The sequence below is a fragment of the Magnetospirillum sp. genome, assembly GCA_027532905.1.
GTDB lineage: Bacteria > Pseudomonadota > Alphaproteobacteria > CACIAM-22H2 > CACIAM-22H2 > Tagaea.
Map to the genome: position 1 here is coordinate 16083 of JAPZUA010000007.1, position 13208 is coordinate 29290.

15 protein-coding genes are annotated in these 13208 nt (G+C 64.4%); 3 read left to right on the plus strand and 12 right to left on the minus strand.

The window, feature by feature from the left end; all coding sequences use genetic code 11:
* Positions 1-19 precede the first annotated feature (19 nt).
* From O9320_19790 to O9320_19800, 3 genes are read left to right on the plus strand one after another with little or no spacing between them, the layout of a single operon-like run.
* A complete protein-coding gene (locus O9320_19790; GenBank protein ID MCZ8313093.1) occupies positions 20-1195 on the plus strand; it encodes a bifunctional 2-C-methyl-D-erythritol 4-phosphate cytidylyltransferase/2-C-methyl-D-erythritol 2,4-cyclodiphosphate synthase in 1176 nt (391 codons plus the stop codon).
* The gene (locus O9320_19795; protein MCZ8313094.1) at positions 1192-1692 is read left to right on the plus strand and encodes a phosphatidylglycerophosphatase A; all 501 of its coding nucleotides are present in this window, start codon (positions 1192-1194) and stop codon (positions 1690-1692) included. Before O9320_19790 ends, O9320_19795 begins: the two co-directional genes overlap by 4 nt.
* Before the next feature lie 10 nt (positions 1693-1702).
* Entirely contained in the window at positions 1703-2179 is a 477-nt protein-coding gene (locus tag O9320_19800; GenBank protein MCZ8313095.1) for a CinA family protein, read from the plus strand.
* A gap of 9 nt (positions 2180-2188) precedes the next feature.
* On the opposite strand, the gene O9320_19805 is transcribed toward O9320_19800, so the two are convergent.
* The 12 genes from O9320_19805 to O9320_19860 all read right to left on the minus strand — a co-directional run bounded on the left by O9320_19805 (position 2189) and on the right by O9320_19860 (position 13161).
* Entirely contained in the window at positions 2189-3058 is an 870-nt protein-coding gene (locus O9320_19805; protein ID MCZ8313096.1) for a pirin family protein, read from the minus strand.
* Positions 3055-3522 carry a type II toxin-antitoxin system RatA family toxin gene (locus O9320_19810; protein MCZ8313097.1) on the minus strand — a complete coding sequence of 156 codons (468 nt, stop codon included), beginning with the start codon at positions 3520-3522 and terminating at the stop codon, positions 3055-3057. The genes O9320_19805 and O9320_19810 overlap by 4 nt, the downstream gene beginning before the upstream one ends.
* A gap of 24 nt (positions 3523-3546) precedes the next feature.
* Positions 3547-4500 carry a lipoyl synthase gene (gene lipA, locus O9320_19815; GenBank protein ID MCZ8313098.1) on the minus strand — a complete coding sequence of 318 codons (954 nt, stop codon included), beginning with the start codon at positions 4498-4500 and terminating at the stop codon, positions 3547-3549.
* A 4-nt stretch (positions 4501-4504) separates the two neighbouring features.
* Positions 4505-5920, minus strand: coding sequence for a dihydrolipoyl dehydrogenase (gene lpdA / locus O9320_19820; GenBank protein MCZ8313099.1), 1416 nt, complete (start codon positions 5918-5920; stop codon positions 4505-4507).
* An 18-nt stretch (positions 5921-5938) separates the two neighbouring features.
* Positions 5939-6307 (minus strand): cupin domain-containing protein, encoded by a 369-nt coding sequence (locus tag O9320_19825; GenBank protein ID MCZ8313100.1) that lies wholly within the window; start codon positions 6305-6307, stop codon positions 5939-5941.
* Between the two features lie 13 nt (positions 6308-6320).
* Positions 6321-7631 carry a pyruvate dehydrogenase complex dihydrolipoamide acetyltransferase gene (locus O9320_19830; GenBank protein MCZ8313101.1) on the minus strand — a complete coding sequence of 437 codons (1311 nt, stop codon included), beginning with the start codon at positions 7629-7631 and terminating at the stop codon, positions 6321-6323.
* Positions 7632-7656: 25 nt separating this feature from the next.
* Positions 7657-9018: a pyruvate dehydrogenase complex E1 component subunit beta gene (locus O9320_19835; GenBank protein ID MCZ8313102.1), complete on the minus strand. Its 1362-nt coding sequence runs from the start codon at positions 9016-9018 to the stop codon at positions 7657-7659.
* A 29-nt stretch (positions 9019-9047) separates the two neighbouring features.
* A complete protein-coding gene (pdhA, locus tag O9320_19840) occupies positions 9048-10058 on the minus strand; it encodes a pyruvate dehydrogenase (acetyl-transferring) E1 component subunit alpha (protein MCZ8313103.1) in 1011 nt (336 codons plus the stop codon).
* Between the two features lie 258 nt (positions 10059-10316).
* A complete protein-coding gene (locus tag O9320_19845; protein ID MCZ8313104.1) occupies positions 10317-11048 on the minus strand; it encodes a hypothetical protein in 732 nt (243 codons plus the stop codon).
* Entirely contained in the window at positions 11045-11620 is a 576-nt protein-coding gene (locus O9320_19850; GenBank protein MCZ8313105.1) for a hypothetical protein, read from the minus strand. The genes O9320_19845 and O9320_19850 overlap by 4 nt, the downstream gene beginning before the upstream one ends.
* 3 nt (positions 11621-11623) lie before the next feature.
* Positions 11624-12862 (minus strand): 2Fe-2S iron-sulfur cluster-binding protein, encoded by a 1239-nt coding sequence (locus O9320_19855; GenBank protein MCZ8313106.1) that lies wholly within the window; start codon positions 12860-12862, stop codon positions 11624-11626.
* A 44-nt stretch (positions 12863-12906) separates the two neighbouring features.
* Positions 12907-13161 carry a hypothetical protein gene (locus O9320_19860; GenBank protein ID MCZ8313107.1) on the minus strand — a complete coding sequence of 85 codons (255 nt, stop codon included), beginning with the start codon at positions 13159-13161 and terminating at the stop codon, positions 12907-12909.
* Between the last annotated feature and the right edge of the window lie 47 nt (positions 13162-13208).

Here is a 13208-nt window from a genome sequence, read left to right on the forward strand (position 1 = left end):
GACTTCGACAAAGCGCACAATGGCCAATCCGACCTCCGAACCTGCCTGCATCGCCCTCATCGTTGCCGCCGGACGCGGCACGCGCATCGGCGGGCCCGTGCCCAAACAATATCGCGATCTGGAGGGCGCACCCGTACTTCGCCGAACGCTCGAAATCTTCGCTTCCCATCCGCGCATCGATGCGATCCGCGTGGTGACCGGTGCGGACGACGAAGCACACTACAACGCAGCAACTGTCGGGCTCGCCCTGCTGCCGCCGGTCCTGGGCGGGGCGACGCGCCAAGCCTCGGTGCTGAACGGGCTCGAGAGCCTCGCCGCACAGCCGCCTGCCAAGGTGCTGATCCACGATGCCGCGCGCCCCTTCGCCACCGCCGATCTCATCGATCGCCTGATCGCCGCCCTCGACGCGGCACCCGGTGCGATCGCGGCCGTCCCCGTGGTCGATACGCTGTGGCGTGCGACCGACGGTGCGCTCGACACGCTCGTGCCGCGCGAGCACCTATGGCGCGCGCAAACGCCGCAAGCCTTCCGCTATGCCGATATTCTTGCGGCCCATCGCAGCGCCGTTGGCCAAGCGCTAACCGACGATGCCGCCGTCCTGCGCGCGGCCGGCGGGATGGTTGCCGTGGTCGAAGCGGCGGAAGCCAATTTCAAGATCACGACGGAGGCCGATCTGGCGCGTGCCCAAACCCAGCGCCAGTCGGCACTTGCCGATCTGCGTGTGGGCACCGGCTTCGACGTGCACCGCCTCGGGCCCGGCGACGGCGTGTGGCTGTGCGGCGTGAAGCTGCCGTTCGACCAAGCGCTCGTCGGCCATTCGGATGCCGACGTGGCGATCCACGCGCTTGTCGATGCGATCCTGGGCGCCCTCGGCGACGGCGACATCGGATCGCATTTCCCGCCAAGCGACATGCGCTGGAAGGGGGCGGCTTCGAGCCAGTTCCTGCGCCATGCCGCCAGCCTCGTCGCAGCGCGCGGCGGTGCGATCCGCCATGTCGACGTAACGATCGTGTGCGAGCGCCCGAAGGTCGGCCCGCATCGCGCTGCCTTGCGCGCAAGCCTGGCGCAGCTGCTGGGCGTGCCCGCGACGCGCGTGTCGGTCAAAGCCACGACGACCGAAGGGCTCGGCTTCACCGGGCGCGGCGAAGGCATTGCCGCCCAAGCCGCCGCCACGATCGCCCTGCCGCTCACATGAAACTCCAATTTACCTACGGACGCTTGCCGCCAGGCCTCACCTTGCGCGATCCCGCGACCTTGGCCGCGACTTGGTTCGGCTCGGGGCTGATCCCGTTTGCGTCGGGCACGTGGGGTAGCCTCGCCGCCCTGCCCTTCGCGTACGGGCTTTGGCTCGTGGGCGGCTGGATCGCACTCGCGGCGGGCACGGTTGCCGTATCGGCATTGGGCGTGTGGGCAAGCGAGCGCGTGGTTGCGAACACGAATGTGCAGGACCCTGGCTTCATCGTGATCGACGAGGTGGCGGGCATGTGGCTCACGCTGCTGGCCGCCCCTTTCACGCCGCTGGGCTGGGCTGCGGCGTTCGTGCTATTTCGGATTGCCGACATCGTGAAGCCCTATCCCGCCAATTGGGCCGACCGCAATGTCGGCGGCGGCCTGGGCGTGATGCTCGACGATCTGTTTGCCGCCTTGTGGTCGGCCGCTGCGGTTTGGGTGCTGGGAGTCTTGCTTGGATAAACAAGCCGTCATCGGTGCAGCATTCGACGTGTTGGCGGCGTGCAGGCGCGCGAAGCTCAAGATCACGACGGCCGAATCCTGCACGGGCGGCCTCGTCGCCGCCGCCTTGACCGAAGTGCCGGGCTCGTCCGAAATCGTCGAACGCGGCTTCGTGACCTACTCGAACGAAGCCAAAGAAGAGATGCTCGCCGTGTCGCCCGCCTTGCTGCGCGCGTTCGGTGCGGTGAGCGAGCCCGTCGCGCGCGCGATGGCCGAGGGTGCATTGGCGCGCAGCCATGCCGATATGGCGGTGTCGATCACAGGCATTGCCGGCCCCGGCGGCGGCTCGCTCGAAAAGCCCGTCGGCCTCGTGCATTTCGGCCTCGCCCGCAAGGCGCGCGCCACGCAAACGACGCACCGCATCTTCGGCGGCGACCGCGCCATGGTGCGCAAGCTCGCCGTCGAGTTCGCATTGGAACTGCTGCTCGACGGTGCAACAAAGCCGTAAGCTCTGCGCCTACTCCGGCAGCGGGATGAATTCAGTTTCGCCGGGAACCTTCGGAAAATTTCCGGCTTTCCAGTCGGCCTTGGCTTTGGCCATGCGTACTTTGTCGGACGACACGAAATTCCACCAGATCGTGCGCTCGCCCGGCAAGGTCGTACCGCCCAGCAGCATCGCGCGCGTGGCCGTGTTTGCGCGCAAGGTCACGTCCACGCCCTCTTTGAATACGGCGAGCGTGCCGGGCTCGATCGTGGTCCCGTCCACTTCCAGTGCACCCGATACGACATAGGCGCCGCGCTCGGCATAGTTCGCGGGCAGCGCCAAAGCCGAGCCTGCCGGGAATTCGGCATGCAGATAGAAAATTGGCCACGGGTCGGCGACGGGTGCTTTGAGGCCGTATGCCTCTCCCAGAATGCATTTGAGCCATACGCCGTCATGCGTCGTCGTCGGCAGGGTCGCGGCCGGATGGTGCGCGAAGCTCGGCTCGCATTCTTCCAAAGCGGGCGGCAACGCAACCCATGTCTGGATGCCGTGCATTGTGAGGCTGCCGTCGCGCTTGTCGGCGGCCGTGCGCTCGGAATGCACAATGCCGCGCCCCGCCACCATCCAGTTCAGCGCGCCCGGCTGGATCGCTTGCACATAGCCCAGCGAATCTCGGTGCATGATTTCGCCGTCGAACAGATACGTCACCGTCGCAAGCCCGATATGCGGATGCGGGCGCACATCCATGCCGTTTCCGGGCGCGAGCTTCGCCGGCCCCAGATGGTCGAAGAACACGAACGGACCGATATGCCGCCGCTCGCGCTTGGGCAAAGCACGACGCACCTCGAACGCGCCGATATCGTGCGGGCTGGTGGTCAGCAGAAGTTCGATCGCTCCGCTCATTTCGCCTCCGTTGCGTCTGAGGCGTAAAGCGCGCGCGCGCGCGTCTCGAAAGCCGCGACCATGCGCTTGACTGCCTCGTTGAACAGCACGCCCATGATGGACTGCAACAGCTTCGAGCGGAACTCGAAATCGACGAAAAAGTCGATCACGGTCGTGCCGTCCGCTTGGCGCTCGAAAATCCAGTGGTTGTTGAGATAGCGGAACGGCCCGTCGGCGTAGGAAACGTCGATGCGCGAATGCAGATCGGGCGCCGGCGGCTGCAAGGTGACGCGGCTCGTGAAGCGCTCGCGGATCATCTTAAAGCCGATCACGAGATCCCAGATCGCGACGTTGCTCTCCTGGCCCTTCAAGCGTGCCGCGATGCACCAGGGGAGAAACTCCGGATAGCGATCGACGCGCTGCACGAGCTCGAACAATTGTTCGGGCGTGTAGGGCATCGCGCGTTTTTCGGCGTGGGTCGGCATGGCAAGCGGCGGCGAAGCGTTGCGTCAGCGCTGTGCTGCGAGCTTGGCTTCGCGGGCCGCGCGCAGGGCCGCAAAATCGCGGTCGGCATGGTAGGACGAGCGCGTGAGCGGGCTCGACGCCACGAGCAAGAAACCCTTGGCCTTGGCAGTCGCGGCGTATTCGTCGAATTCGGCGGGTTTGACGAACCGGTCGAGAGCGGCGTGCTTCGGTGTGGGCTGCAGATACTGGCCGATGGTGAGAAAATCGATGTCGGCCGAGCGCATATCGTCCATCACCTGCATGATCTCAAGCCGGTTTTCGCCCAAACCCACCATGAGGCCGGACTTCGTGAACAAGGTCGGATCGAGTTCCTTTACGCGCTGCAGCAGCCGCAGCGAATGGAAATAGCGCGCTCCCGGCCGGATCGTCGGATAGAGGCGCGGCACGGTTTCGAGATTGTGGTTGAATACGTCGGGCTTCGCCGCCACGACGATTTCAAGCGCACCCTCTTTGCGCAGAAAGTCGGGCGTGAGCACCTCAATCGTCGTGCCGGGGCAGCGTTCGCGCAAAGCGCGGATCACGCGCGCAAAATGTTCGGCCCCGCCGTCATCGAGATCGTCGCGATCGACCGACGTGATCACGACATGCTGGAGACCCATGGCGGCGGCGGCGTCCGCCACCTTCTCGGGCTCGTGCGGATCGAGCTTGTCGGGCATGCCGGTCGCGACGTTGCAGAAGCTGCAAGCGCGCGTGCATACGGCACCCAAGATCATCATCGTCGCGTGCTTTTTCTTCCAGCACTCGCCGATATTCGGGCACGCGGCCTCTTCGCACACGGTCACGAGGCCGCGCTCGCGCACGATGCGCTTGGTCTCGGCATATTCGGGCGAGGTCGGCGCTTTGACGCGGATCCATTCGGGCTTGCCCACGCGCACCGGATTGTCCGGGCGATGGGCCTTCTCGGGATGGCGCGGCTTGACGGTCGTGGTGCTGTCCATACCCCTAGAAATGGACCGCGCGCCCATAGGCGTCAAGGACGCTCTCATGCATCATTTCCGACAGGGTCGGATGCGGGAAGACCGTGTGCATCAGGTCCGCCTCGGTCGTCTCGAGCGTCTTGGCAATGCCGTAGCCCTGGATGAGTTCGGTCACCTCGGCGCCGATCATGTGCGCACCCAGCAACTCGCCGGTCTTCGCGTCGAACACGGTTTTGACCATGCCCTCGGGCTCGCCCAACGCGATCGCCTTGCCGTTGCCAATGAACGGAAAGCGCCCGACCTTGACGGTATGGCCGAGTTCCTTGGCCTTCTTCTCGGTCAAGCCGACCGAGGCCACCTGCGGCGTGCAGTAGGTGCAGCCCGGAATATTGGTGACGTCGAGCGGATGCACGCCCTTGATGCCGGCGATCTTCTCGACGCACAAAACGCCCTCGTGGCTCGCCTTATGCGCAAGCCACGGTGCGCCCGCAAGATCGCCGATCGCGTAAACGCCCGGCTCGCCCGTGGCGCAATAAGGATCGATCACCACATGGGTGCGATCGACCTTGACCTTCGTGCCTTCGAGCCCGAGATTTTCGACGTTGCCGACAATGCCGACCGCCGAGATTACGCGTTCAACCGTTATTTCCTGCGTCTTGCCGGCAACCTCGACCGTGACTGTCGCGTTGTCGGAACCCTTCTTCACGCCCTTGACGGTTGCCGAGGTCAGAATCTTCATGCCCTGCTTCTCGAAGGATTTGCGCGCGAACGCGCTGATCTCTTCGTCTTCCACAGGCAGCACGCGGTCCATCATTTCGACGACCGTTACTTCCGCCCCTATCGCCCGGTAGAACGACGCGAATTCGATGCCGATCGCACCCGAGCCGACGACAACCAAGGATTTCGGCATCGCGGGCGGCACCATCGCTTCTTTGTAGGTCCACACGATCTTACCGTCGGGCTCAAGGCCCGGCACCACGCGCGCGCGCGCACCGGTCGCAAGAATCACGTTTTTGGCGACGAGGTCGGCCACCGGTTTTCCGTCTTTAGCGACCGCGATCTTGCGCAAACCGCCGGCGGCGACGCCGTTGAGTTTGCCGAACCCGTCAAAGACGGTGACTTTGTTTTTCTTGAGCAGATGCTTGACCCCGCCCGAGAGCTGGCTCGCCACCTTGCGCGAGCGTGCGACGACCTTGGCGACGTCGAAGCGCACATTGTCGGCGGACAGGCCGAACGCATCGAGATGGTGCAGCAGCGAATAGATCTCCGACGAGCGCAGCAGCGCTTTGGTCGGGATGCAGCCCCAATTGAGGCAGATGCCACCCAGATGCTGCGCTTCGACGAGGGCGACGTTCATCTTGAGCTGGGCCGCCCGGATGGCCGCAACATAGCCCCCCGGCCCGCCGCCGACGACGATCAGATCGAAATTTTGGTCGGGCATGTCCGTGTACCTTTCGGATCAGATTCGTTCGATGGGATTGGTCAGTCTGTTTGGGGCGGCATCGCCGGTATTCACCACACCGGCACGCTCGAACAGCATGATCTCGCATTCTTCCGCGGCCGTCGGGCAATGTTCGACGCCCTTGGGCACGACGATCATTTGGCCTGCCGCAAGATCGACATCGCGGTCGCGGAACTTCATGCGGAAGCTGCCCTTGATCACGAGGAACATCTCGTCGAGATCGTCGTGCTTGTGCCACACGAAATCGCCCTTGATCTTGACGAGCTTGATTTCGTAGCCGTCCAGCGTTTCGGCGAGCTTCGGCGACCAATGTTTGTCGAAGCTCGCGAATTTCTCGGCCAGATCGACGCGAACCGCATCCGCCATTGCCGGGCCTTCCTCAGAGCAGCATCGCCAGCGGGTCTTCGACGATCTTTTTGAAGGCGGCGAGGAACTCGGCACCGACTGAGCCGTCCACCACGCGATGGTCGACCGAGAGGGTCACGCTCATCATCGTGGCGATGGCGAGAGCCCCGTTCTTCACGACCGGGCGCTGTTCGCCAGCCCCCACCGCGAGGATACAGCCCTGCGGCGGGTTGATCACGGCGGCGAAATCCTTGATGCCGAACATGCCGAGATTGGAAATCGAGAACGTGCCGCCCTGGAATTCCTCGGGCTTGAGTTTGCCCGATTTGGCGCGTGCGGCGAGATCCTTCATCGTGTTCGAGATCTCGACGAGGCCCTTCTTGTCGGCGTCGCGGATGATCGGCGTGATGAGACCGCCGTCGATCGCGACCGCGACTGAAATATCCACGTTCTCCCACAGCAGCATGCCGTCGTCCGAGAACGAGGCATTCGCGTTGGGCACTTGGCGCAGCGCGGCTGCGACCGACTTGATGATGAAATCGTTGACCGACAGTTTGAAGGCACCCGGACCCTTCTCGGGGCTCTTGGCGTTCAAGGCCGCGCGGCCGGCCAGCAGCTTGTCGATGTCGCAATCGACCGTCAGATAGAAATGCGGGACCTGCTGCTTGCTCTCGGTCAGGCGGCGCGCGATGACTTTGCGCATCGTCGAGAGCGGCACGAGTTTGTGCGGGCCGATGGCCGCCAATGCCGTCGACGACACCGCGACCGGTGCCGGTGCGGCCGAGGCGGCAGCCGCAGCCGGTGCACCGGCAGCAGCAGACTTCTTGGCACCGCCGCCAGCAAGAGCCGCTTCAACATCGTGTTTGACGATGCGCCCGCCGGGACCCGAGCCCGCAATCTTGGCCAGATCGAGACTGCTCTGTTCGGCAATGCGACGCGCGAGCGGCGAGGCGAATACGCGTGCACCCTGCGACGCAGAAGCGGGTGCTGCGACCGGTGCCGGCGCGGCAGCCGGCGCCGATGCGGCGGCCACGGGTGCGGTGGCAGCGGCGGGTGCGACAGCCGGGGCCGCCCCTTTGGCGGCGACGGCTTTGGCGTCTTCGCCTTCGCCCGCCATCACGGCGATCACGTCGTTGACCTTCACGCCGTCTGTGCCGCCAGGGACCACGATCTTCGCGAGCACGCCCTCGTCGACCGCTTCGACTTCCATCGTCGCTTTGTCGGTTTCGATTTCGCACAGCACTTGACCGGACTTGACCGTGTCGCCTTCGGCTTTGAGCCAGCGCGCGATCTTGCCCTCGGTCATGGTCGGCGACAAAGCGGGCATCAGCACATTGGTGGGCATGTTCGGATCTCCCTCGCGCGCGGCGTCAGTTCTTGTAGAGGACGGACTTGGCGGCTTCGACGATGTGGTCGGCCTGCGGCAGCGCCAGCTTTTCAAGATTGGCGGCGTAGGGCAGCGGAATGTCGAGACCGTGCACGCGCTTCACCGGCGCATCGAGCCAATCGAAGCATTGCTCCATCATCTGCATACCGATTTCCGAGCCAATACCCGCAAACGGCCAGCCCTCTTCGCAAGAGACGAGCCGGTTCGTCTTCTGCACCGAGCGCACGATCGTTTCGGTATCGAGCGGACGGATCGAGCGCAGATCGATGACTTCGGCGTCGATGCCGATCTTGGCGAGCGCTTCGGCCGCCGCCAGCGCCTTGCCGACCATGATCGAGAAGGCAGTGATCGTCACGTCCTTGCCCGCTCGCACGACCTTCGCCTTGCCGATCGGCACGACATAGTCGGACGACACGGGCACGGGACCCGAAGTGCCGTAGAGAATTTCGTTCTCGAGGATCAGCACGGGATTGGGATCGCGGATCGCGGCCTTCATCAGGCCCTTGGCATCGGCGGCCGAAGCGGGCGCCACCACCTTGAGACCTGGGCAATGCGCGTACCACGACGCGTAGCATTGCGAATGCTGGGCGCCGACACGGCTCGCGGCACCGTTGGGGCCGCGGAACACGATCGGGCAGCCCATCTGGCCGCCGGACATGTAGAGCGTCTTGGCGGCCGAGTTGATGATCTGGTCGATCGCCTGCATCGAGAAGTTCCAGGTCATGAACTCGACGATGGGCTTGAGGCCCATGAAGCCTGCGCCCACCGCGAGCCCGGCAAAGCCCTGCTCGGTGATCGGCGTGTCGACGACGCGGCGCGGCCCGAATTCCTGCAAGAGGCCTTGGCTGATTTTGTAAGCACCTTGGTATTCGGCAACTTCCTCGCCCATCAGGAACACGTTTTCGTCGCGGCGCATTTCCTCGGCCATGCCGTCGCGCAAAGCTTCGCGCACCGTGATGATTTTGGTTTCGCCCAAATCGGGTTCGTTTGCGGCCGGCGCTGCGGCAACGGCAGCGGCGGCTTGCGGTGCTGCAGCCGCAACGATCGCGGGTGCCGCCAGCGGGGTTGCGGCCGAGGCGGATGCGGCGGCCGAAACGCTCTCGCCTTCGGCTGCGATGATTGCGATCACGTCGTTGACTTTGACGTTCTCGGTACCGCCCGGCACCACGATCTTGGCAAGCGTGCCTTCGTCGACCGCTTCGACTTCCATCGTCGCTTTGTCGGTTTCGATTTCGCACAGCACCTGGCCGGACTTGACCGTATCGCCCTCGGCTTTGAGCCAGCGCGCGATTTTGCCTTCGGTCATGGTCGGCGACAGAGCGGGCATCAGAACATTGGTCGGCATGGGTCGTTTCCTTCTTCGAAAGCCAGCGCTCAGTTCGTTTCGATCAGCACGTCGGTATAGAGCTCGCTCACCGGCGGCTCGGGGCTGTTCTGGGCGAACTCGGCCGCTTTGCTCGAAATGTCCTTCACTTCGCGGTCGATGGCTTTGAGGGCCGCTTCGTCGGCAAAGCCGCCTTCGAGCAGGAATTTGGCGTGGCTTTCGATGGGGTCGTGCTGGCTGCGCATCTTGTCGACCTCCTCCTTCTGCCGATACTTGGCGGGGTCGGACATCGAGTGGCCGCGATAGCGATAGGTCTGCATCTCGAGAATGTACGGCCCCTTGGTGCGCGCATGTTCGACCGCGCGCAGGCCCGCCGCACGCACCGACAAAACGTTCATGCCGTCGACCGCTTCGCCGGGAATGCCGTGGGCGGCCCCGCGATGGTAGAAATCCGTCGTCGACGAGGCGCGTTCGATCGACGTGCCCATGCCGTATTTGTTGTTCTCGATGATGAAGATCACGGGCAGCTTCCAAAGCTGCGCCATGTTGAAGCTTTCGTAAACCTGACCCTGGTTCACGGCCCCGTCGCCCATGTAGGTCAGAGACACGTTGGTCTTGCCGCGATATTTGGACGCGAAGGCGATGCCGGTGCCGAGCGGCACCTGGGCGCCCACAATGCCGTGGCCGCCGTAGAAGTTCTTCTCTTTCGAGAACATGTGCATCGAGCCGCCCTTGCCTTTGGAGTAGCCACCGATGCGCCCGGTGAGTTCGGCCATCACCCCGCCCGGCTCCATGCCGCAGGCGAGCATGTGGCCGTGGTCGCGATAGCTCGTGATGACGGCGTCGTCGGGCGTGATCGTCGATTGCATGCCGACGACGACGGCTTCCTGCCCGATATAGAGATGGCAGAAGCCGCCGATGAGCCCCATGCCGTACATTTGGCCCGCCTTCTCCTCGAAGCGGCGGATCAGCAGCATGTCGCGATAGTATTTAATCAGCGCTTCGGCCGACGGCACGTTCTCTTCGGACTTGGCTTTCTTTTTCGGCGGCAAAGGGGCCATGGCAATTTCCTCGATTGGGCAGTGCATTCGGATTAGCGCGAAGGAAAGCACCAGAACCCGGAGTTTGCAACCCTATCGGATGATCAAATACATGATATAAAACGATAAAATATGTTTTAACTCGATACAAGTTAATTTACTGCAGCGCAACATTCTTTCGGGTTTTGGCGGTGCCCACCGACCGCGCGAGCGCGGTTTTTCGCGACTTTCTGTTGGCAGCGCCGTTTTTGCAGCCGCAGCAAAGAAGCTTCGGCTGATTCAATCGCGCTCGCGCTCGCCGCGCCTCTCGCGCCCCTCTTCGCGCGTCTGATGGCCGCCGCGATGGCAGGCAACGCAATTGTCGATAGTGGCGATGCGTTCGCGGCGATGTTTGGCGAGGATCGCGGCGGGTTGATGTTCGTGGCAGCCATAGCAAGTGTAGGACGAAGTCACGTTGCCGACGTGGCACGTCGCACACGGCGCATTGTGGTCGCCCTTGAGCGGAAAGAAGCGCGCATGGTCGAACGTCGCGGGCTTCCAATGGGTCTGCACATGGCATTGCGCGCACGCAGTCCCGGCGCTGCGATGGAAATCGCCCGCCGGTGCGGTGTGGCAACTCGCACAATTGGCGGACGTGCCCTGGTTCAACAGCGCATGCACGAACGTGAACTGCGCGACCGGGGCGAGGCGCGGCACGGCATGTTCGCTGTGGCAGCCCATGCAATCGGGGGAAGCGAGCGCTTGATGGAAGGGCGGCGTGCGCTGCGTCTGGGCAATCGGCAAGCCTTTGACGGTGCGCAAGCCGATCGTCGCCACCGCATGGCAGCCGATGCATTTGTCGGCGGCACTGCCGTGCCACGGCACGTGGCACGCAAAACAATCCTCCGCGAGCGCCACATGGCCTTGGCCGAGTGCCCCTGGACTCAGCATCTGGCGCGGCAAGGCGACCGCCAGCACCGCAAGAGCGGCGACGTTCACGACGATCAAGGCCAGCACCCAGTGTCGCTTCATCGCCAGCCCCAGAAAACGAAGACGGCACCGATATGCCCGGCCGCGAGCAGCGCGAAGGCAAGCGTGATCGGGTAGTGCACGGCGCGCCATTGGCGCACCATGTCGAACGTGAACGCATCCCAATGGAGCTGCGCTTCGCGCTCGGCCGCAGACAAGCCCAGCGCATCGAGGCGCCCGATCGTGGCCTCGAGACGCGCGCGCGCGCGGCGCAGCAGATACTTGCCGGTAAGGCCGCTCGCGATATTCACCAGCATCGCCGCCACCGCAAGCCAGGCGAGGATCGCATCGAAATGGATGCCGGCATGGACGAGGATCAGCCACGATCCTGCCCATGCCATCCATTCGTGCATGCGCAGCAGCCGCACGGGCGCGCCCGCGACGAGGCCGCGCTTGACCAGCGAATAGCCGAACGAGCCCAAAATAAGCAGCGTGCCCAAGATCCCGAGATAGCGCCCGACCCAGACGGCATCGGCCAGATGCAACGCCGCATCGGCCAGCAACGCCGCCGCGACGAGGGCCGCAAACGCGCCGAAAAACGGCACGACCTCGTGGCGCAAAAGATCGAAACGCATCGCCTAGCCCTCGAGCCGCAGGTCGGACAGCGGCACTGCGACGCACGGCAAGCACATGCCCACCGCCACGGCATGGTCGGGTGTGCGCGCATAGGCGACGGTCCCCGACACGAGCCGCGTCGCACACGCCCCGCAAGCACCCGTCCGGCAGCCGGACCCGAGGGCAACACCGTGCCGGTCGGCAAAATCGAGCAGATTGGCGTCGCGCCCGTCCCACGCGATCGTGCGCGCGGCGATGCTGAACCGCACCTCGAACGAAACGGACGCGCGAGCGGCAACCGGCACGGCAACGCCGCGTGCGGACGGCCCGAACGATTCGGTGCGGATGTCGTCTTTGTCGACACCCCAGTCGCGCAAGGCCGGCACGAGGCTCGCCATCATGCCGGGCGGCCCGCAAACATAAAAACGATGGCGGCCGGCCGGCAATGTCGCGCGCAGCAGCGTTATGTCGATGAAACCAGCATGGTCGAAATCAACGCCGATCTTATCGGCCGCGCGCGGTGCGGCATAGGCAACGGTCTGGCGGAACGATTTATGTGCGGCCGCCAATGCGCCGAGCCGGTCTTTGAACGCATGGTCGGCAGCGTTCGCTACACCGTAATAGAGATGCAGCGCACGCGGCGGCGACGGCACTGCTAGTGCGGCTTCGATCATGCTCATCATCGGCGCAATGCCGATGCCGCCCGCAACGAACACGCTGCGCAATGCTGCATCAGGATCGAGCGTGAACAGCCCGGCTGGCGCTTTGACGTCGAGCGTGTCGCCGATGCCGATCCGGTCGAGAAGCAGCGCCGAGGCGAGCCCGGGCGGCAGGTTGGGATTGCCCGGCGGCCGAGCGGCGCGTTTGACCGTTATGCGAAAACCGGCGGCCGAAGGGGCTGCCGAGATCGAATAGCAACGCAGCAGCGTGCGCACGGAATCGTTGGCGGCTGCACCTGCAAGCTTTAAGGCAAGAGTCAGATACTGGCCCGGTGCGAACGGCGCCAACACCGCACCATCGACCGGCTTGAGATTGAACGAACATTGCGATCGCGCTGGGTCTTCGAAAACGCGATCGGCCACACGAAATTCGCGCAAGCCCGCCCAGGCGCCGTGTGATTCGAAGCGGGCGGCAACGCCATCAGCTAGCGGTTCTGTCGCGAGAGATTTCGAACCTGGCCGCCGCAGGCCGACGCCGATGCCAATGCCGAGCTGCAGCAGCAAGGCCGCAAGAATGCAGGCAAGCAGCAAGCTCGTGCTCATCGCCCGTACGGCATCGACGGCGCCTGCGGTCGCATCAAAACGGGTTAGCGGCGCAACGACAAGGATTCTAGCGACGCGGCATCCGCCTCGTATTCGCGCGCGAGCAGATCGAACTCATTGGCAAGCCCAGGCGACGTCGCCTGTGCTGCAAGGTCGGCGCAGCGTGCCGCACGCGCGCGCAACCGCGTGACGGTCGCGTTGCGACCGGACGCCGCCTCGCGCGCATCGCTGCCGCTCGACAAGGCTTGGCGTTCGAACTGGGCGGGGCCGAGTTGTGCGCTGCGATCGGGGTCAGTCATGGCGTTCCTCCGGTTCGGGACATCGGGCGCAGCGGCAACATCGCGCA

Bases quoted from the DNA above. Each gene is read 5' to 3' on its own strand.
- O9320_19790 (MCZ8313093.1), top strand. From the start codon at position 20: ATGGCCAATCCGACCTCCGAACCTGCCTGCATCGCCCTCATCGTTGCC.
- O9320_19795 (MCZ8313094.1), top strand. From the start codon at position 1,192: ATGAAACTCCAATTTACCTACGGACGCTTGCCGCCAGGCCTCACCTTG.
- O9320_19805 (MCZ8313096.1), bottom strand. From the start codon at position 3,058: ATGAGCGGAGCGATCGAACTTCTGCTGACCACCAGCCCGCACGATATC.
- O9320_19810 (MCZ8313097.1), bottom strand. From the start codon at position 3,522: ATGCCGACCCACGCCGAAAAACGCGCGATGCCCTACACGCCCGAACAA.
- lipA (MCZ8313098.1), bottom strand. From the start codon at position 4,500: ATGGACAGCACCACGACCGTCAAGCCGCGCCATCCCGAGAAGGCCCAT.
- lpdA (MCZ8313099.1), bottom strand. From the start codon at position 5,920: ATGCCCGACCAAAATTTCGATCTGATCGTCGTCGGCGGCGGGCCGGGG.
- O9320_19825 (MCZ8313100.1), bottom strand. From the start codon at position 6,307: ATGGCGGATGCGGTTCGCGTCGATCTGGCCGAGAAATTCGCGAGCTTC.
- O9320_19830 (MCZ8313101.1), bottom strand. From the start codon at position 7,631: ATGCCCACCAATGTGCTGATGCCCGCTTTGTCGCCGACCATGACCGAG.
- O9320_19835 (MCZ8313102.1), bottom strand. From the start codon at position 9,018: ATGCCGACCAATGTTCTGATGCCCGCTCTGTCGCCGACCATGACCGAA.
- pdhA (MCZ8313103.1), bottom strand. From the start codon at position 10,058: ATGGCCCCTTTGCCGCCGAAAAAGAAAGCCAAGTCCGAAGAGAACGTG.
- O9320_19845 (MCZ8313104.1), bottom strand. From the start codon at position 11,048: ATGAAGCGACACTGGGTGCTGGCCTTGATCGTCGTGAACGTCGCCGCT.
- O9320_19850 (MCZ8313105.1), bottom strand. From the start codon at position 11,620: ATGCGTTTCGATCTTTTGCGCCACGAGGTCGTGCCGTTTTTCGGCGCG.
- O9320_19855 (MCZ8313106.1), bottom strand. From the start codon at position 12,862: ATGAGCACGAGCTTGCTGCTTGCCTGCATTCTTGCGGCCTTGCTGCTG.
- O9320_19860 (MCZ8313107.1), bottom strand. From the start codon at position 13,161: ATGACTGACCCCGATCGCAGCGCACAACTCGGCCCCGCCCAGTTCGAA.